Genomic DNA, 18,401 nt, shown 5'->3' on the forward strand with positions numbered 1-18,401 from the left:
TTCCCCGTCACCGGGGGGCGGAGGAACTGTCGACCAATAGAGAGGAGGTCCAGGGAACTGTGCCACTATCAGGACAGTACCTGGATTACGAATCGGAACCGGATACTAGCGCGAGAAGGGCAGAGTCAGCCGCCGGATGCGACCGCGACGACAGCACCCTTCATGCCGAGCGACTTGTGCGGGACGCACTCGTAGAGGGCGACGCCGGCCTCCTCGAACGTGAACTCGTAGCTGTCCTCCGTCTGCGGGTCGCCGCTGTCGAGTTCGAAGTCCGAGTCCCCGGTCGCGACGACGTTGTGCTGGTTGCCCATGCCGGTCCACTCCCAGTTGACGGTCGTCCCCGTCTCCACGGCGATGGCTGCGGGCCCGAACGCGTAGTTGCCCTGGTTGCCCTCGACGCCGACGTCGACCGTGCTGCCCCCGGCGATGGTGCCGTCGTAGTTGCTCGTCGCCGGCTCGGCGGTGAGGAAGTCGTCGACCCGGGTCCGTGCGTCACTGGACACATCGAGGGAGGTGCCGCCACCGCCACCGCCGCCATCGCCCCCGTCGCTGCCGCCGTCCCCGCCACCGTCACCGCCGTCGCCGGTACAGCCGGCGAGGCCGGCCGCGAGCGCTGCACCTGTCGTCGCCAGGACGCGCCGCCGGGTTCGTCGTTCCATACATCCAAGTTGGTGACGACGGCTGAAAAAGGGGAGACAGGGGGTCGGGCTTGCCGCGTTCGACAGCCGCCTCACTCCTCGCCGAGAAGTCGTCGGAGCCGCTCGGCGAGCCGGTCGCGCTGGTGGGTGAGCGCCCCCGCCGCACCGGCGGCGGTCCCGAGCGTGAGCCCGCCGGGGCCGATGGTGTAGACGCCCGCGGCGCTCCCGTCGACGGTCACCCAGGTATCACCGCCGTCGGCGCTCACCTGCACCGGGCCGAACGTCCCGGAGCCCGAGCCACCGGCACTGGCGAAGTAGCGGAACGAGTCGCCCTCCGCGGCGGTCCCCTCGAACCGGACGAACTCGTCCTCGCCGACGGTGACGACCTCGTACGGCTCGTTGGCGCCGTCGACCGTCCAGCCGTTCGGAACCCGGTCGCGGACCAGGACCTCGCTGTCGGCGAACGCCAGTTCGAGGTCGACCTGGTTCGTGTCGCCGCTCCGGAAGGCCGACCCGTCCATCTCGCGTTGCGTCCCGACGACCGGGTCCGCGCCGCCGACCGGGATGTCGTCGTGGATGACGGCGTGGACGCCCTGGTTGATGTCGGCGGCGAAGGTGACACCGTTGGACTCGATACAGCCCCAGACGTTGGGCGTGACGCCGCTGAGGCCCTGCATCTTCGAGCTGTCGGGGACGCCCTCCTGCTTCGGGCGGGAGTACCCCTTCTCGGTCAGGGCGTACTCCTGCCCCGGTTCGACCTTCAGGTAGCGGATGCCGCCGTGGTAGTGGGCCTGGTGGACCCAGAAGGTCTCCTCGCCGGTATCCGGGTCGACGTGCTTCGCGATGTCGGAGTTGTGTGGCGAGAGCTCGAAGTTGTCGAACCGGATGTCCTGCTTCCCCGGGATGTCGTCGGCGTCCTGCCAGGTCCAGTCGTCCAGCAGCGACAGGGTCGTCACGGAGGGCGCGGACCGCTTCTCGCCGTCGGGGCCGATGTGGTCGTAGATGCCGTCGGCGTCGACCAGTAGCACCGAGCCCGTGCTGTGCGGATTGCGCTTCCCCTCGACGGGGGCGTCCTCGACCGCGCTCTCCGTCGGGAGGGTGCCACCCTCCTGCTCCTGGCTCTCGGCGGCGGAGCCGTCGGTGGTGTTCGCGGGCTCCTCGTGGCTGGCGATGAGGACGCGCTTGTCGTCGACGAGGTCCGGCGCGGGCGTCGTGAAGTGGCCCTGGCGCATCGGGAAGTGGCCGATCTCCTCCATCGCAGTGGGGTCCGTCGCGTCCAGCACCCGGACGCCGGCGTTCCAGTAGGCGACGTACACGGTCGGCCGCCCGGTGACGGGGTCGTCCTGCACCTCGATGTCGTGGCAGTAGAAGTCCATCCCGCCGGTCGGTGTCGCCTCGCCGGCCGCGTTGTTGCCGCCGGTCGCGGTCCAGCGGTTCACGAGCAGGAGCTGGCCGGTCGTCCGGTCGAACTCGAAGACGTAGACGCCGGCCGTGTTGTCCGACTCGATGTCCTTGCAGGCGAAGACGTAATCCGTCCCGTCGATGCGGTGGTGGAAGAGGTTGTGGATGCCCGTCGAGAAGGTCTCCTGGGCGTCGACCAGCGAGGGGTTGTACGGATCGGAGACGTCGACCGCGAGCACGCCGCCGCTGTTGACGCCGGAGGTGCTGCTCTCGGCGAGGGTGACGTCCGGGTCCTTCTGGGTCTCGTTGAACAGCGCCGTGATGGGCTGGGTCCCGACGAAGACGTAGTCACCGTCGTCGGAGAGCTTCAGGTCCATGAACGCCGTCGCGGCGTTGTTGTTCTGGAGGAAGGAGACGACCCGCATCTCCGCGGACGCCAGCTCCGTCCGGGTCTCGGCGTTGTTGTAGTCCGCGATGTCGACCACGGCCATCCCGCGACCCGCGCTGTCGCCGCGCGAGGAGAAGAGACCGACGTAGGCGAAGTCACCCTCGGCGCGGATCTCGGTGACTGCGCCCTCGTGGGCGTTCTCGGGCTGCCCGCCGGCGCCCGACGAGGGCCCACGGCCACCGAGGCTGTGGTAGCCGACGTAGCCGGCGTTCCGGTGCTCGCCGACAGTCCCGGGCCGGCGGTTCTGCTCGACCTCGCTGCCCGCGGTGCTCGTGCTCGAACTGCCCCAGTCGTGGGCGCTCGCGGACCCCATCGCGCCGACACCGAGCGCGCCGGCGGTACCCTTCAGCACGGCACGCCGCGTCGCGTCCGACAGCTCCGACTCGTCCGTCCCTGACATGGCTTGCCCGACACTCCCCATCATACCTCAAAAGGGGTTCTGACAGACCCGTCCAAACGACCATCTCGGGCGCTGATCCGACGTTCTCACGGCTCGGAGACCACCTGTGATCCCCACGCCCCCGTCCCCCGGTGAGTCCCGGCAAACCGACCGCCTGCGCGGGGCTTCATACCCGTGAGGCCCCTACGAGCGCGTATGACGGTCTGGGTTCTCGGCGACCAGTTGACCCGCGAGCACGGCCCACTGGCGCGGGCCGATATCGATGACGAGCGGGTCCTCCTCATCGAGGCACGGGCGTTCGCTCGACGCCACGCCTACCACCCACACAAACTCGCGCTGGTGTTCTCGGCGATGCGGCACTTCCGGGACGAGTTGCGCGAGGCCGGCTTCACGGTCGACTACCGCACCGCCGAGACGTTCGCCGAGGGGCTCGACGCGCACTTCGACGACCATCCGGGCGACGGTCTCGTGACGATGGCCCCACCTTCCCACGGCGCCGCCGACCGGCTCCGGTCCCTGGTCGAGGAGCGTGGCGGGGACCTCCACGTGGTCGGGAACGACCTGTTCCTCACCACGCCCGACCAGTGGGACGCCTGGATGGGCGACCCCCCGTACCGGCAGGAGACCTTCTACCGCAACGTCCGCCGCGAGACGGGCTACCTGATGGACGGCGAGGAACCGCTGGGCGGGGCGTGGAACTACGACGACGAGAACCGGGACTTCCCGGGCAGCGACTACGACCCGCCGGACCCGCCCCGGTACGAGCCCGACGGGACCACGCGTGAGGTGCTGGACTGGGTCACCGACGAGTTCGACGGCTCCTACGACACCGACCCGAGGGGTGGCGGGTGGGCCGACCCCGGCGCGTTCGGCTGGCCGGTCACGCGCGCCGACGCACTCGACGCGCTGGAGCGGTTCTGCACCGAGCGGCTCCCGGCGTTCGGCCCCTACCAGGACGCGATGCTGGACGACGAGTGGGCGATGAACCACGCGCTGCTGTCGGCCGCGATGAACCTGGGGCTGCTCCACCCGGCGGAGGTGGTCGAGCGCGCCATCGAGACGTACCGCCACGACGACGCCGTCTCGGTGCCGCTGCACTCGCTCGAGGGGTTCGTCCGGCAGGTCGTCGGCTGGCGGGAGTTCATGCGCCACACCTACCGCGAGGCGATGCCGGACCTGGCGAGCGCCAACCAGCTCGACGCCCACGAGGACCTCCCGGAGGCGTACTGGACCGGCGAGACCGACATGGCCTGCCTCTCCGATGTCGTCGACGGCGTCCGTGAGCGGGGGTACAGCCACCACATCGAGCGCCTGATGATCCTCGCCAACTTCGCGCTCATCTACGGCGTCGAGCCCCGACAGCTCAACGAGTGGTTCCACGCGGCGTACGTCGACGCCTACCACTGGGTGACGACGCCGAACGTCGTCGAGATGGGCTCGTTCGGGCACGGCGTCTTCGCCACCAAGCCGTACGCGTCGTCGGCGAACTACGTCGACCGGATGAGCGACTACTGCTCGGAGTGCTCGTACGCGAAGACGAAGACGACTGGCGAGAACGCCTGCCCGTTCAACGCGCTCTACTGGGAGTTCCTCGGCCGCAACGAGGAGCGGCTCCGCTCGAACCACCGCATGGGCCTGGTCTACTCCCACTGGGACGACAAGGACGACGAGGAGCGGGCGGCCATCCGCGAGCGCGCGGCCGAGGTCCGGGCCCTCGCCGAGCGGGGGAATCTGTGAGCGACGGGGTCGCGCCCGCCCAGTGTTCGGACCGTGGACGAAGGCGTTATTATTCAGGAGTCGTAGTGTCGGGAAACTTCTGCCCGGAAAGGAGGGAGGACGGCGAACGTGACTGAGTACGAACCGACGGACCGCCACCGAGAACTAGACATCGAGGCGGCCCGGACGGCACTGTACGACGTGCTGGTGGAGACCGACGGCCCGCTCCGGGAGCGCCAGCGCGAGGCGCTGGCGGTCGGCTGTCGCTACCTCGGCGTGGAGAACGGGCACCTCAAGCGGATGGACGACCCCGACGGCAAGCACCGGGTCGTGGCGAGCACGGACCCGGACTCCGACTGGATTCCGGAGGACATCGCCCTGGACGATGCGGGCTACTGCCGAACCGCCGTCGACCAGCCGGCGGCCCTGGCCGTCCAGGACCCGAGGGTCGAGGGGTACGAGGACAACCCGGGCTACGTCGACCACGGCGTGGCCTGCTACCTCGGCACCGATATCGTCGTCGAGGGTGAAACGTGGGGGACCGTCTGTTTCGTCTCGCCCCAGCCGACCGAGGAGACTTTCACGCCCACCGAGGCCACGTTCGTCGAACTGGTCGCACAGACCATCGGCCGGGAGATCGCCGAGGATCGGTACACGGACACCATCGAACGGACCCGCTCGAAGTACGAGACCCTCGTCGAGACCGCGCCGGACGGGGTCCTGCTCGTCGATGCGTCGACCGGGGAGATCCACGAGGTGAACAACCGGGTGAGCGAGATGACCGGGTACTCCGAGTCGGAGCTGCTGGGGATGTCGTACCTCGACCTCGTCCCCCCGGAGCAACGCCACCACTACGACGCGAACGACGACCTGTTGACGGGGGCCGACGGGCCCCGCGAGCGCCTGCCGGACGGCTCACCGATCTACGCGCTGGACCGCGACGGCACGCGCCGTCCCGTCGCCATCAGTGCCGATACGGTCCACCTCGACGGACAGGAGTACCTCCACCTCGTCGTCCGGAACATCTCCGAGCGGCGCGAGCGCGAGCGCCGCGCAGGGGCCATCCTGGACCAGACCCACCAGTTCACGGGGCTGCTGGAGCCGGACGGGACGCTGCTGGAGGCCAACCGGGCCGCTCTGGAGTTCGCGGGCGTCGACCGTGACGAGGTCGTCGGCGAACCGTTCGCGGCGGCCCCGTGGTGGTCGGCCGAGGGCGCCGATCGCGACCGCCTCCGCGACGCCATCGACCGGGCCGCCGACGGCGAGTTCGTCCGCTACGAGACGGAGGTCGAGGGGACGAACGGCACCATCGTCATCGACTTCTCGCTCCGCCCGGTCCGTGACGAGTCCGGCGAGGTGGACCTGCTCATCCCGGAGGGGCGGGACATCAGCGAGCGCGTGCGCCGGGAGCGACAACTCGCCGTGCTGTCGCGGCTCCTCCGGCACAACTTCCGCAACGAGATGACCGTCGTCCGGGGATACGCCGACATGCTGACCGAGGACCTGACCGGTCAGGAACGGGAGATCGCGGCCGACCTGTCGGAGAACGTCGACCGGCTGCTGGAACTCACCGAGACGTACCGGGAGACGGTCGATCTGCTGAGCGATCCCCCGGAGCCGACCGACGTCGACCTCCGGCGGGCACTCCAGCGGGCCGTCGACAGTGTCCGGGCGGGCCACCCCGACGCCACCGTCGGCATCGACTGCCCGGGAGGGGTGACGGTGCACGCGCTCCCGCGACTCGGGCGGGCCGTCGAGGAACTGGTCGGGAACGCCATCGTCCACGGGGGCGAGGGGACCCAAGTGACGGTCGCGGTCGACGCCGGGCCCGAGAGCGTGGTCGTCCGCATCGTCGACGACGGCCCCGGCATCCCGGCGGCCGAGGCCGACATCCTCCGGGGTGACCAGTCGGTCGACCCGCTCGCCCACGGGACGGGCATGGGGCTGTGGCTCGTCTACTGGCTGGTCACGCTCTCCGGGGGGAACATCGTGGTCGGGACGCCCGATAGTGGAGGGACCGAGATCGAGCTCCTGCTCGACCCGTTCTCGGACTGAGTCGCGCCTCGGACGGTTCCGAACCCGGCGCGGATTCCGACGCACGGACCGGCCGGGCGCACCAGACCTACGCCAGCCCGTCGAGCCGGTCCTCGGCGTTCAACAGCGCCGTCTCGTCGTCCTCCACGATGTACCGCCAGAGGTCGCGGACGGCCGCCACCAGCGTCTCGGCGTCGGTCGGCGGGATGTCGCCGTCGAGCGCCTTCGTCCGCTTGAGATGCGTGTCCAGCGGGCCCAGCACGTCGTTGACCGTCGGGTCCGGATGCTCGCCGAGGTACTGGCGCAGGTCGGCCCGGTACTCGTCGACGGCCTCGGCGTAGGCGAGGCCGCGAGCCGCCCTGAGCGATTCCGGGACCGACTCCGGCGCCGGTCGGTCCCCCACGTCACCCTGGAGCAGGGAGAGCAGGTGGTACTCCTCGGGCTCGTCGACGGCGTGCCGGCGGGCCAGTTCGCTCCCGGCGTGGCGTAGTTCCATCGCCGTCAGGTAGCGGTCCGGGAGCGGCTGCAGGACCCCCGCGTCCACGAAGCCGTACCCACGCGTGAACTCCCGTGCGAGTTCGGCCGCGCGCTCGGCGACGCGGCGGAGCGGCTTTCCGGCCTCGAGTTCGTCCCGGGCCGGCGTCAGGTCCAGCGTGCGCGGGCTCGCTGTGTGGAGGGTCCGGTCGTCCTCGACGCCCACCGAGCGCAGGCTCCCGCAGGAGGGGCACTCGACGCTCCCGGTCTCGTAGTACGCCCACCGCGTGCCACAGTCCTTGCACTCGCGCTGGCCGCGGATCTTCATGCCCCGGGGTACGGGAGCGGGGGTCTAAAGCCCACAGTTCGGCGCGAGGGTCGTCGCCGCCGACCCGGGGTGGCCCCTGGGCCCCGACCCGGTCGCCCCTGACTCACCCGTAGTAGTCCTGCTGGTCCTGCGCGACCTCGAACTTCTGTATCTTCCCGGTCGTGGTCTTCGGGAGTTCGTCGACGAACTCGACGGCCTTCGGCGTCTCGAAGCCCGCGAGCCGGTCGCCCACCCACTCCCGTATCTCCTCGGCGTCGGCCTCGGCGTCCGGCGTCGGGACGACGAAGGCGGTCACGGCCTCCCCCCAGCGCTCGTGAGGGAGCCCGACCACGGCGAGTTCGGCGACCGCGGGGTGGTCGAGCAGCGTGCTCTCGACCTTCTGGGTGGAGACGTTCTCGCCGCCGGATTTGATCATGTCCTTCTTCCGGTCGACGAACTTCAGCAGGCCGTCCTCGTCGATCAACCCCATGTCCCCGGAGTGGAACCAGCCGTGCGCGAACGCCTCGCGGGTCTTCGCCTCGTTCTTGAGGTAGCCGTCCATCACGTTGGGGCCGCGGTAGACGATCTCGCCCACCTCGCCGTCCGGCAGGAGGTTCCCGTCGTCGTCCATGATGCCGATGCGGTTGTTCGCCGTCGCGTGGCCCCAGTAGTTCCCCTCCTTCTCCAGTTGCCACTCCGGCTGGTAGACGCAGGTCGGCGGGTACGCCTCGGTCTGCCCGCTCCCGAGCGCGAAGTTCGCGTCGAACACCTCGTGGGCCCGCTCCAGGGTCTCGCCCCCCATCGGCGTCATCGCGTACAGGCAATACTCCAGCGAGGAGAGGTCCCGCTCGCCGATGTCCGGGCGCGCGAGCAGCCCCTGGTACATCGCCGGGAGCATGAACGACCACGACACGTCGTAGGTCTCGACGTCCTCCAGGAACGCGTCCGGCTCGAATCCACGACGGATGACCGTCCGCGCGGAGACGTGCATCGCCCCCTGCACCATCGTCAACTGCGCGCAGTGGAACAGGGGCATCAGTCCGATCATCGTGTCGTTGCGGTCCAGCGCCACGTCGGTCGCGACGTTGAGCGACCCCGTGTGGACCGCCTTGTGGCTCAGGAGCACCCCCTTCGGCTGGGAGGTGGTCCCGCTGGTGTACATGATCTGGGCCAGGTCGTCGTCCTCGATGTGGACCTCCGGCTCGGCGGGCGAGTACCCCTCGATGAACGCCCCGAAGGACGGCCCGGGCGTCTCGATGCCCTCCCAGTCGATGGTGGCCAGCAGGTCCAGGTCGCGGTCGGCCAGCAGAGGGTCGATCTTCGCGTGGAAGACGTCGTCCGCGACGACCGCCGTCGCCTCCGAGTGGTCGAACTCGTAGGCGATGTCCTCGTCGGTTATCTCCGGGTTGATGGGCGTGGCCACGATACCGGCTTTCATCGCGCCGTAGTAGCAGGTCAGGAACTGCAGCGAGTTCCCCGATACCATCGCCAGGCGGTCGCCCTTCTCCAGCCCGGCATCGAGGAGTGCGTGTGCCGCGCGGTTCGTTCGCTCGTCGAACTCGCCGAACGTGACCTCCTCGCCGGTGGCGGGGACGATATACGCCGTCCGGTCCGGGTAGCGCGACCCCGCCCGCGTCGCCATATCGCCGACGGCGATGCGTGCGATCTCGTTTGCCCGCTCCACGTCAACTGTCTGTGGGTTGCCCTCCAGTGACATGGGTGGCGTTCACGGGGAGCTATCAAAAATCGCTCGGCGACGGCGGTGTTCACGGATCGACGACAGGAGCTGAACTCAGTGGCGATGGATTCGTCGTGACGACAGCGGCCGCCCGGTCAGTCACCCATCCGGACGCTCCCGTCGGTCCCCTCCAGCGCGTCGGCTGCTTCCAGGATCTCGGCGGCGATGTCCCTGGCCTCCTCGGGGGTGTACTTCGTCCGGTCGCCGTAGGTCTGCTGGATATCCACGTAGCCATCCCGTCGGTCGATGTATATCGGTGCCCGGGACTCGAGTGACGTCACCCGCTGTGACTTCGACATACTACTCCCTGCCGGCCCACCACATATGAATATTGTCCAGAACTGGAGGAATAGTACGCGTGTTCAGAAAGTTATCTCGTGGAGAATATATGGTATACCGTCCGTCCTGCCGATGGCGTGTATATACATCAGATACAGGTTCGGCTCCCGCTCATGGAGTGTCGACGCTCCCACGCCCGTCACGCTCGGCGCGCTCGGCCGCCTCGAGGATCTCGGTCGCGATCTCGCGGGCCTCCTCGGGCGTGTACTGGGTGTGGTCGCCGAACTCCTGCTCGATGTCCACGTACCCGCCACGCTGCTCGACGAAGACGGCGGCCCGGTGCTCGATGGGGGTCACGGGGTCGGATTTCGACATATCTGGATTGTACGTTGTCACCACTTGTCAAGGTTTCCCGGCGGTGGACCGACGATCCGGGACCCCCCGGCAGGATATCACAAGGCTGATGCTCGACGCTGGGGCATCTCCCACCCGTATGCTCAGGCGGTTGGTCCCCGCAGTAGTCGTAGCTGTACTGCTCATCACGAGTCCCGTCGTCGCGGTGACGGCGGTCCCCCAGGAGGGCGGTGATGCGGGCGGTGGCGCATCGGGCGGTGAAGGCAGCGACACCGCGGCCGGTAGCGCGAGCGGGAGCGCGTCCGGTGGCGCCGAGACCGGCGGTGGCGTTTCCGACGGTGGCGCCGCGGCCAACGATAGCCGCACGGTTCCCGGCATCGGTGGCATCGTGGACGCGGCACCGGCGGCCGACGGCGGACGATACCTCGCCGGTGCGGCCGGCTTCCGGGCGCAGAACTCGACGGTGGCGCGTGTCGGCTCGAACGGGACCGTCCGGTGGACGCGGGAGTTCGGCGGCCCCAACGAGTCCAGCCGCGTGATGGCCGTCGTGACGGGCGACTCGCCCGGCGCCTTCCTGCTCGAGGTGAACGGGGGTCCGGGGCCGGGGTCGGACGAGACCCCGCCGGAGCTGCGGCTGAGCCGGATCACCGCGGACGGTGACCTGGCCTGGCGGCGCTCGATCGGCAACGCCACGAGCTACGTCCGTGGCCCGGCGCTGGCCACGACCGACGACGGCGTGGTGCTGGCCCGGACCGTGGATTCGGAGCCACGGGGGACCCGCGTGACCCGCTTCGCGCGTGACGGCGCGCTCGTCAGCGACCGGACCTACGGCGGTGGCGTCCCGAGCGCGCTGGCCGAGATGGACGATGGCGGGCTGGTCGTCGTCGGGCAGCGCGAGTTCCAGCGCGGCTGGTTCCTCCGGCTCGACGCCGAGGGCGACGTGGTGCGTAACGCGACCATCGACGTCGGCGACCGCCGCATCGTGGGCGTGGCGCCGACCGACGACGGCGGCCTGCTCGTCGCCGGGAACGCGGAGACCCGTGGCTTCAGCGGGGGCGACCCCTGGGTCGCACGGCTCGACGCCAACGGCACCGTCCGCTGGAGCCGTACCTACGGAACGACCGACCGGGAGTACGCCCGGAGCGCGGTCGCGACCGAGCGGGGTCTCCTGCTGGTCTCGACGCGGGACACCGACAGCGGCACCCGGTCGACGGTCCTGACCCACGTCACCGCGGACGGCGAGGTCGGCACGACCACCGTGGCTTCGGACGGCGGACTCACGGCCCCGATTCCGCGCGGTGACGGCAGCCTGGACCTCTACGGCTTCGAGATCGACCGCGAGAACCGGACGGTGAGCGGCGCCGTGTGGACGGTCGAGATGCCCACACCGGCGGCTCCCCGCTGGCCCGTCCACGACACGGTCGCGTCGAACCGGACGTTCTACAGCGGTGAGAACCTCCGGCTCCCCGGTGACGCGAACCGGACGTACGACCTCTACCGACTCCCCGGCGAGTACACGGCGTTCGACGAGCCCCAGCTCGTCCGGCGGGTCGGGGGCACGGTCGCGGGTGTGCCCGCATTCGAGACGGCCACGCTCCCGACCGGTGACTACGCGTTCCGGGGCCCGGCGGGGTTCTGGTTCCGCATCGAGGACGGCCACTACTCGCTGGTGGACGAGCCCGGCGAGGCTGCCTTCACCCTCGATAAACAGGAGATCTGGCGTATCGAGCCCCGTCGATCGGTCGTCGAGACGTTCGCCGGTGACCGGCTCCTGCGAACGCGCGTCGACTCCGACCCGGCGAACATGACCGCACGGCTCGGGCTCACCCGGAAGAACGGCTCCAGCGTCGAACCGTCGACGATGGCGGCCGTGCTCGCGCCCGGTGCGGACGAGCGAGCCGCCGACCGTGTGTTCACCGTCGATGACCGCGCGTACGGCACGGTCGAACTCCGCGAGGGACGGAACCTGACACTCGACGTCAGCGCGCTGCCCGCCGGGTTCTACGAGCTGACGCTCACCGGCAACCGGACCGCCGACGCCACCGACCCGGCGACGTCGACGCTCGTCGTCGTGACCGAGGAGCGCGACGTCTCCCTGACGCCCGCGAACCGGACGCTGAACGTCTCGCGGAACGGCTCGGTCACGACGGACCTCACCCTCGTCGGCGCGGAGGCCGGCGTGAGCGGCCTCCGCATCGACGCCGAGCGCCGCGGACCCCCGGCCCTCCGGCTGGACCTCGAGTTCGGCGAGGCACTCGAGACGGGGTCCTCCCGCTCCGGCGCGGGCATCGGCCCCGGCCGGTCCACCGCGGACGTCCAGTCGCTCGACATCCGCGAGGCACCCAACGGGAGCTTCGTCGTCGCGACCCTGACGGTTTCACCCACGGACTTCGGCTGTGAACGCCCCGACGAGGACGTCCCCGACCGGCAGACGATCAGTGTCGGCCTGACCTACGTCGTCGACGACACCGGGGTCCCATACAGCGTCTCCGAGGAGGAGACCGTCACGGTCGTCCTCGAGGAGGAGGACTGACGACCCCCGGACCTGTCCCGACACCCCGCCCTGGCCGGTGATGCCGGCGACGGGGTCACGCCGTGGCCCACGCGAGCGCTCCTCGCCGGCGCCGACCGACGGACCCCCACGTCGGTCCGCCTCCTGCACGTGGGCGGACCGACACCCGACGGCGCCACCTGTCGGTAGCATGATTGTTTCCCGAGAGAGAAGTGCTCCGGCAGGGATTTGAACCCTGGTCGTCGGCTCTCTTCACCGCCGCCGATATGTCGGTCAGCCGGTACGAAAGGCCAACATGATTGGCCGGACTACACCACCGGAGCGCAATCGACCGTTCCGGACGCGACAATAAAACGGGTTCGGTTCGGCGCCACCTCCGGACGGCGCCGGGGACGGCTTATTTGCCCTCGAACTCGGGCTCCTCGTCACCCATGAAGGCGGTGATGCCCGTCATGAGGTCGTCCGTGTTGATGAGGTGGCCGAACGCCTGTGCCTCGAGCTCCAGGCCGGCCTCGCGGTCGTGGAGGCCCTTCAGCATCGCGCGCTTCGTGAGCTGCTGGGCGATCGGCGGCCCGCCGGCGAGGTCCGCGGCCCACTCGTGGGCCTTCTCCTCGAACGCCTCGTTCTCGACGACCTCGTTGACGTAGCCGTAGTCGTACATCGTCTCGGCGTCGAAGCGCTCGGCGGAGAAGACGATCTCCTTCGCGCGGCCGAGGCCGACGATGTCGACCAGGCGCTGGGTGCCGCCCCAGCCCGGCAGCAGCCCGAGGTTGTGCTCGGGGGTGCCCATCTCGGAGCGCTCGGAGGCGACGCGGATGTCTGCGCACATCGCCATCTCGAAGCCACCGCCGAGGGCGAACCCGTCGATGCCGGCGACAACCGGCATCGAGCACTCCTCCAGCTTGCCGAACGTCGACTGGCCCTTCTGGGAGAGGCCGATGGCGGAGATGGGGTCGGCGTTCGACGCCATCCCGGTCACGTCGGCGCCCGCGGAGAACGCGCGGTCGCCCTTGCCCGTGATGAGGATGGCGCGGACCTCGTCGTCCTCCTCGAGGATGTCGACGGCATCCGAGAGGTCCTCCAGCATCTGCGGGTTGACCGTGTTCATGCGGGCCTCGCGGGCCAGGCGGATGTGACCGACCATGTCGCCGGGGTACTCCAGCTCGATGGTCTCGAACTCCTCGGACTCGTCCTCCTCGTCGTCGGCGTCGTGGAAGCCACCGGCCTTGGCCGCCTCGCGGAGGCCGTCACTGACCTCGTAGCGCGGGTGTTCGGTCTCCTCGTACTTCTCGTCGAGCGCCTCGACGAGCGTCTCGAGCCCGGCCTCGTCGGCCATCTTCGCGGGGCCCTCGGGGTAGCCGGCGCCCAGCATGACGGCCTGGTCGATGTCGCGCGGGTTCGAGACGTCCTGCCCGACGAGGTTGCCGACCTCGTTGGCCATCACGGCGAGCAGGCGGTTCTCGATCTCCTCGTTGCCCGCGTCGACGGGGACGTCGACGCCCTCGCCGTCCTCGTAGTCGTAGAAGCCCTCGCCGGTCTTCTTGCCGAACTTCTCGGCCTCGACGGTCTCCTCGAGGAAGGGTGCGGGCTCGTAGGCGTCACCCAGCACGTCGTGCATGTACTCGAGGACGTGGTAGGTGACGTCGTTGCCGACCTGGTCGCCCAGCTCGAACGCGCCCATCGGGAGGCCGACGTCGAACTTCGTCGTGGAGTCGATCTCCTCGATGGTCGCCTCGTCCTCGGAGACCATCCAGCAGGCCTCGTTCATCAGCGGGACGAGGATGCGGTTGACGATGAAGCCCGGCGAGTCCTTGCGGACGCGCACGGGGGTCTTGCCGAACGCCTCTGCCAGCTCCTCGGTCGCGTCGAGGGTCGCGTCGGCCGTCTCCGCGCCGGAGATGACCTCGACCAGCTGCATCCGCACCGGCGGGTTGAAGAAGTGCATCCCGCAGAACTGCCCGGGTCGCTCGGTCTCCTCGGCCAGGTTCGTGATGGAGAGCGAGGAGGTGTTGGTCGCGATGATGGCCTCCTCGGGGAGGTACTCCTCGACGTCGCTGTAGACGTCCTTCTTGATCTCCATCTTCTCCGGGACGGCCTCGATGACGAAGTCGGCCTCGCCGACGGCCGCCTCCACGTCGACGTACGGCTCGACGCGGCCGAGCGCGCTGTTGGCCTCGTCCTCGGAGATCTGGTCCTTCTCGGCGAGCTTCTCGAGCGACCACTCGATCTGCTCGTAGCCGTTCTGGACGAACTCCTCCTTGATGTCCCGCAGGTTCACCTCGTAACCTGCGAGCGCAGCGACCTCCGCGATACCGTGACCCATGCTCCCCGCGCCGAGCACGGCGATAGTCTCGATCTCGTCGAACTCCATGACAGGTGTGTGGTCCCACGGCGCTGGTTTCAACGTTCCTTTTCGGTAGGCCACCACCCCACCCTCACACTGGCGGGTGGGGTAATACCCCAGCACGCCTCCTGACCGCCGCTACGGCCCCATGAGGCCGCTTGCGTGTCAACGGCACTCGAAGGGTTTACAACCGTGTACCTCTGCACCGTGTCTATGGACTTCGGTCTGACAGACGAGCAGGAGCAACTCCAGAAGGAGGTCAAGCGGTTCGCGGACAACGAGATCCGACCCAACGCCGTCGAGTACGACGTGGAGGAGAAGTTCCCCCACGACATCGTCGACGAGGCCGCCGAGATGGGCCTCATCGGGATGTCCATCCCGATGGACTACGGCGGTGCGGGCTACGACCCCATCGACAACATCCTCGTCGGCGAGGAGCTGTTCGCCGCGGACCCGGGCATCGGCCTCTCCATCATGGCCTGCTCGTTCGGGACCGAGAACATCATCGAGTTCGGGACGGAGGACCAGAAGGAGCGCTTCCTCCCCGACATCGTGACCGGCGACGCCATCTCCGGCGCGGCCATCTCCGAGCCGGACACGGGCTCGGACGTCTCGTCCATCTCCACGCGCGCGGAGAAGGACGGCGACGAGTACGTCATCAACGGCAACAAGATGTGGATCACGAACGGCACCGTGGGCGACTTCTTCACGGTGCTGTGCAAGACGGACCCGGATGCGGAGGGTCGCTACAACGGCTTCAGCCAGATCGTCGTCGAGAGCGACCGTGACGGCTTCGAGAGCGAGAAGATCACTGGCAAGATGGGCATTCGCGCGAGCGACACGGCGGAGCTCATCTTCGACGACGTGCGCGTCCCCGAGGAGAACCTCATCGGGACGGAGGGGATGGGCTTCCTGCAGCAGATGCAGTTCTTCGACGCCACCCGAACCGGCGTCGCCGCGCAGGGCGTCGGTATCGCGAAGGGTGCCTGCGAGCGTGCGCTGGAGTACAGCCAGCAGCGCGAGCAGTTCGGCCAGCCCATCGGCGAGTTCCAGGCCATCCAGCACAAGCTCGCCGACATGCACACGAAGCTCGAGGCGGCCCGCCAGCTGACCTACAAGTCCGCGTGGACCGTCGAGAACTCCGACCAGCCCGTCACGAAGCTCGCGTCGATGGCGAAGGAGTACGCCTCGCGCGTGGCCGTCGACGTGGCCAACGAGGCCGTCCAGATCCACGGCGGCGCCGGCTACGTCAACGACTTCGACGTCGAGCGGTTCTACCGCGACGCGAAGATCACCCAGATCTACGAGGGCACCACCGAGATCCAGAAGAACATCATCGCCCGCGAACTCCAGGGCAAGGGCTTCTAAACCCGAGCTGTTTTCGCCTCGGATTCGGCGGCGAAGCCGTCCTCAGAACGCGAAGCGTTCTGATGGGCTGCGGAAGAGCTTCGCTCTCCCGAACGCCGAACCGCTCGGCCAACAGACGTTCAGAAAAAATGCCGCTGGCTCCCGTCGGTTGCCAGCGGTGAGGGTGACAGCCCGAACGTCGTCGGAGCTCGCTCCGACGGAAGTGAACCGCGCTCGCTTCGCTCGCGCGGATGCACTCTTCGGATTCATAGCCGCACCAACACGTGTTATTTACTAATTCATGCATTTGTCGCGATGTTTGTCAACCTGAACTACAATCGGAGATATTCCAAACCTATTCTCCAGTCCCGTACGTTCAAGTACCGGAACGCGACCAGCGCCCCCATGCCCTGACGAGTCGTCGCCGGACCGCCGACCCGACCAGTCGGAACGTCACCGACTGGTCGGTTCCGCCAGCGCGGCACCACGGTCCGGCGGAGGGAGCGGTGTCGCCTGTTCGTGATCGGCAACGAAGCCACTGGAGACGACGGCCTGTTCCAACGGATTTCCCGTGGCTCAGGAGAACAGCTCGTTGGTGCAGCGCTTGATGAACGCCGAGAGGTCCTCGCCCACCGACCGGTCGAGCGAGACGTAGGCCGCCTCGTCCTCGTCGCCACAGGGGATCAGCAGCAGGAAGGCGTCCTCGAACGCGAACAGGCCGGCGTGGGACTGGCCCAGCGAGGTGTTGTAGGTGTTGAGCCCGTGGAGGGCACCGGCGGTCTGGGAGGCGGCGTCCTCCAGCCCTGCGAGTTCGCGCTCCGTGTACCGGCTCTGCAGGTCGTCGCGCATATACTCCGGCTCCACCCGTCCGTTCTCGACGAGACCGACGGCCCGCACCTCGTCCTCGAGTTGCGTGCGACAGAACTCCGTCAGGCGCTCGACGTTCCCCCTCGTCATGTGTCCCGCTATCACGGGGCCACACAAAACCATCCGGACCACCAGAGCGGCGTCGGGGGCCGGACCCTGCCAGTCGTGACTACTCTCCGGCATCCGGTCGCTCACGGGCGATCCGGAGTACCGACTCCGTCAGGAGGTCGATACCGATAGGCAGCGATCGCTCGTCGACATCGAAGGTGGCGGTGTGATGGCCTCCAGGGTGGTCCGTCCCGACGCAGACGTAGGCGGCCTGCCCACCCCGCTCCTGGACGTACCGCATCAGCTCCGTGGCATCCTCGCTCCCGCCGAGGTCGTCGCGGTGGACGACCGACTCGACGCCCCTGATGTCGACAGCGAGGCCCTGAACGAGCGAGACGAGCGACTCGTCGCTCGTCGCCGAGGGCGCCGCCCCCTCGATGGTGATGTCGGCGTCACACGCGTGCATCTCGGCCGCCGACGTGATGACCTGCTCCGCCCGCTCTTGCATGTAGTCCCGCAGTTCGGTCGTCCCGCCCCGTACCTCCCCCTGGAGGAACGCCTCCTCGGGGATGATGTTCGAGGCCGTGCCGCCGCCCACCTGCCCGGCATTGATTCGTGTGACCCCCTCGCTGTGGCGCGGGATGGCGTAGAGGTTCTGGACGGCCGTCGCCAGCGCCTGCACCGCGTTGCGACCCTCCTCCGGCCGCGCGCCGGCGTGTCCGCCCTCACCAGTGAACTCGGCGCGTAACTGGGTCACCGCGAGGAACCCGTCGATCCCCGCCACGACCTCACCGGTCGGGTGGTCCAGGCCGACGTGGACTGCGAGGAGGTAGTCCACGTCGTCGAGGTGGCCGGAGTTCGCCAGCGGTTTCCCGCCGCCGATGACCTCCTCGGCGGGCTGGAAGAGGAGCTTCAGCGTCCCCTCGAAGTCGCTCTCCTTCACCCGTTCGAGGACGCCGATACCGAACGTGGCGTGTGCGTCGTGGCCGCAGGCGTGCATCGCGCCCGTCTCCGAACGGAACCCCTCCCGCGCGGGGATGTGGTCGTCGTCGGTCGACTCCGCCCGCGGGAGCGCGTCGATGTCGACGCGGAGCGCGATGGTCGGTCCCTGCTCGTGGTCACCCTGTCGGACGACCGCGACCGCTCCGGTGACACCCTCTCCCAGCTGCTCGACGACGTCCGGGTCCGCTCCGGCCTCGAGCGCGCGCTCGCGCCACTCCGCGAGTTCGGCCGCATCGGGGACCTGCACCCGCAGGTCGGGGTCGATGGCGTCCGGGCCGAGGTGGAGTTCGTCGACGCCGATGCGTTCCAGTTCCTCGACGATGCGCGCGGTGGTGTAGAACTCCCGCCAGGCGGGTTCCGGGTGACGATGGAGGTCACGCCGGAGGGCGACGAGGTGGTCGGGGGCCGTCGAACCGTGGTCCGGCGCGTCCCCGTCCGGACCAGTGGAACTCTCGCTCATGGCCGACCCTCGACGCCCGGGCGGTTAAAGAC

Annotated in this window: 13 protein-coding genes and 1 tRNA gene; 4 read left to right on the plus strand and 10 right to left on the minus strand. The window is 68.9% G+C overall.

Annotation, left to right across the window (positions count from 1 at the left end; all coding sequences use genetic code 11):
- Positions 1 to 125 precede the first annotated feature (125 nt).
- On the minus strand, positions 126 to 659 hold the full coding sequence (locus P2T62_RS12440; RefSeq protein WP_276257402.1) for a halocyanin domain-containing protein: 534 nt from the start codon (positions 657 to 659) through the stop codon (positions 126 to 128).
- 71 nt (positions 660 to 730) lie between these two features.
- Positions 731 to 2,887 (minus strand): LVIVD repeat-containing protein, encoded by a 2,157-nt coding sequence (locus P2T62_RS12445; RefSeq protein WP_276257403.1) that lies wholly within the window; start codon positions 2,885 to 2,887, stop codon positions 731 to 733.
- Positions 2,888 to 3,082: 195 nt separating this feature from the next.
- Here P2T62_RS12445 and P2T62_RS12450 point away from each other — a divergent pair, with 195 nt between their 5' ends.
- Together P2T62_RS12450 and P2T62_RS12455 are read left to right on the plus strand one after the other, a co-directional pair.
- A complete protein-coding gene (locus P2T62_RS12450) occupies positions 3,083 to 4,624 on the plus strand; it encodes a cryptochrome/photolyase family protein (protein ID WP_276257404.1) in 1,542 nt (513 codons plus the stop codon).
- 108 nt (positions 4,625 to 4,732) lie between these two features.
- Entirely contained in the window at positions 4,733 to 6,658 is a 1,926-nt protein-coding gene (locus tag P2T62_RS12455) for a PAS domain S-box protein (RefSeq protein ID WP_276257405.1), read from the plus strand.
- 67 nt (positions 6,659 to 6,725) lie between these two features.
- On the opposite strand, the gene P2T62_RS12460 is transcribed toward P2T62_RS12455, so the two are convergent.
- From P2T62_RS12460 to P2T62_RS12475, 4 genes are all read right to left on the minus strand, one after another.
- Entirely contained in the window at positions 6,726 to 7,439 is a 714-nt protein-coding gene (locus P2T62_RS12460) for a DUF7117 family protein (protein WP_276257406.1), read from the minus strand.
- Positions 7,440 to 7,542: 103 nt separating this feature from the next.
- Positions 7,543 to 9,135, minus strand: a complete 1,593-nt coding sequence (locus P2T62_RS12465) for a class I adenylate-forming enzyme family protein (protein ID WP_276257407.1) — start codon at positions 9,133 to 9,135, stop codon at positions 7,543 to 7,545.
- Positions 9,136 to 9,251: 116 nt separating this feature from the next.
- Positions 9,252 to 9,455, minus strand: coding sequence for a hypothetical protein (locus tag P2T62_RS12470; RefSeq protein ID WP_276257408.1), 204 nt, complete (start codon positions 9,453 to 9,455; stop codon positions 9,252 to 9,254).
- A gap of 151 nt (positions 9,456 to 9,606) precedes the next feature.
- Positions 9,607 to 9,810 carry a hypothetical protein gene (locus tag P2T62_RS12475; protein WP_276257409.1) on the minus strand — a complete coding sequence of 68 codons (204 nt, stop codon included), beginning with the start codon at positions 9,808 to 9,810 and terminating at the stop codon, positions 9,607 to 9,609.
- 118 nt (positions 9,811 to 9,928) lie between these two features.
- Between P2T62_RS12475 and P2T62_RS12480 the strand changes: the two genes are divergently transcribed.
- Positions 9,929 to 12,322 carry a hypothetical protein gene (locus P2T62_RS12480; RefSeq protein WP_276257410.1) on the plus strand — a complete coding sequence of 798 codons (2,394 nt, stop codon included), beginning with the start codon at positions 9,929 to 9,931 and terminating at the stop codon, positions 12,320 to 12,322.
- A 192-nt stretch (positions 12,323 to 12,514) separates the two neighbouring features.
- Here P2T62_RS12480 and P2T62_RS12485 read toward each other — a convergent pair.
- Both P2T62_RS12485 and P2T62_RS12490 read right to left on the minus strand, forming a co-directional pair.
- Positions 12,515 to 12,624: transfer RNA gene (locus P2T62_RS12485), tRNA-Glu, on the minus strand.
- Positions 12,625 to 12,698: 74 nt separating this feature from the next.
- Positions 12,699 to 14,672, minus strand: coding sequence for a 3-hydroxyacyl-CoA dehydrogenase/enoyl-CoA hydratase family protein (locus P2T62_RS12490; protein WP_276257411.1), 1,974 nt, complete (start codon positions 14,670 to 14,672; stop codon positions 12,699 to 12,701).
- Positions 14,673 to 14,858: 186 nt separating this feature from the next.
- Here P2T62_RS12490 and P2T62_RS12495 point away from each other — a divergent pair, with 186 nt between their 5' ends.
- Complete coding sequence (locus P2T62_RS12495) at positions 14,859 to 16,013, plus strand: acyl-CoA dehydrogenase family protein (protein ID WP_276257412.1); 1,155 nt, start codon at positions 14,859 to 14,861, stop codon at positions 16,011 to 16,013.
- 555 nt (positions 16,014 to 16,568) lie between these two features.
- Here the strand turns inward: P2T62_RS12495 and P2T62_RS12500 are convergent.
- Both P2T62_RS12500 and P2T62_RS12505 read right to left on the minus strand, forming a co-directional pair.
- Positions 16,569 to 16,949, minus strand: a complete 381-nt coding sequence (locus tag P2T62_RS12500; protein ID WP_276257413.1) for a DUF7522 family protein — start codon at positions 16,947 to 16,949, stop codon at positions 16,569 to 16,571.
- A 79-nt stretch (positions 16,950 to 17,028) separates the two neighbouring features.
- The gene (locus tag P2T62_RS12505) at positions 17,029 to 18,369 is read right to left on the minus strand and encodes an amidohydrolase (protein WP_276257414.1); all 1,341 of its coding nucleotides are present in this window, start codon (positions 18,367 to 18,369) and stop codon (positions 17,029 to 17,031) included.
- Positions 18,370 to 18,401 lie beyond the last annotated feature (32 nt).

The sequence above is a fragment of the Haloglomus litoreum genome, from assembly GCF_029338515.1.
Classification (GTDB): Archaea; Halobacteriota; Halobacteria; order Halobacteriales; family Haloarculaceae; genus Haloglomus; species Haloglomus litoreum.

What these genes read in the sequence shown, in the direction of transcription:
- P2T62_RS12445 (WP_276257403.1), bottom strand. Translation starts at nt 2,887, where the DNA reads ATGTCAGGGACGGACGAGTCGGAGCTGTCGGACGCGACGCGGCGTGCC.
- P2T62_RS12460 (WP_276257406.1), bottom strand. Translation starts at nt 7,439, where the DNA reads ATGAAGATCCGCGGCCAGCGCGAGTGCAAGGACTGTGGCACGCGGTGG.
- P2T62_RS12465 (WP_276257407.1), bottom strand. Translation starts at nt 9,135, where the DNA reads ATGTCACTGGAGGGCAACCCACAGACAGTTGACGTGGAGCGGGCAAAC.
- P2T62_RS12495 (WP_276257412.1), top strand. Translation starts at nt 14,859, where the DNA reads ATGGACTTCGGTCTGACAGACGAGCAGGAGCAACTCCAGAAGGAGGTC.
- P2T62_RS12450 (WP_276257404.1), top strand. Translation starts at nt 3,083, where the DNA reads ATGACGGTCTGGGTTCTCGGCGACCAGTTGACCCGCGAGCACGGCCCA.
- P2T62_RS12490 (WP_276257411.1), bottom strand. Translation starts at nt 14,672, where the DNA reads ATGGAGTTCGACGAGATCGAGACTATCGCCGTGCTCGGCGCGGGGAGC.
- P2T62_RS12500 (WP_276257413.1), bottom strand. Translation starts at nt 16,949, where the DNA reads ATGACGAGGGGGAACGTCGAGCGCCTGACGGAGTTCTGTCGCACGCAA.
- P2T62_RS12480 (WP_276257410.1), top strand. Translation starts at nt 9,929, where the DNA reads ATGCTCAGGCGGTTGGTCCCCGCAGTAGTCGTAGCTGTACTGCTCATC.
- P2T62_RS12475 (WP_276257409.1), bottom strand. Translation starts at nt 9,810, where the DNA reads ATGTCGAAATCCGACCCCGTGACCCCCATCGAGCACCGGGCCGCCGTC.
- P2T62_RS12470 (WP_276257408.1), bottom strand. Translation starts at nt 9,455, where the DNA reads ATGTCGAAGTCACAGCGGGTGACGTCACTCGAGTCCCGGGCACCGATA.
- P2T62_RS12440 (WP_276257402.1), bottom strand. Translation starts at nt 659, where the DNA reads ATGGAACGACGAACCCGGCGGCGCGTCCTGGCGACGACAGGTGCAGCG.
- P2T62_RS12505 (WP_276257414.1), bottom strand. Translation starts at nt 18,369, where the DNA reads ATGAGCGAGAGTTCCACTGGTCCGGACGGGGACGCGCCGGACCACGGT.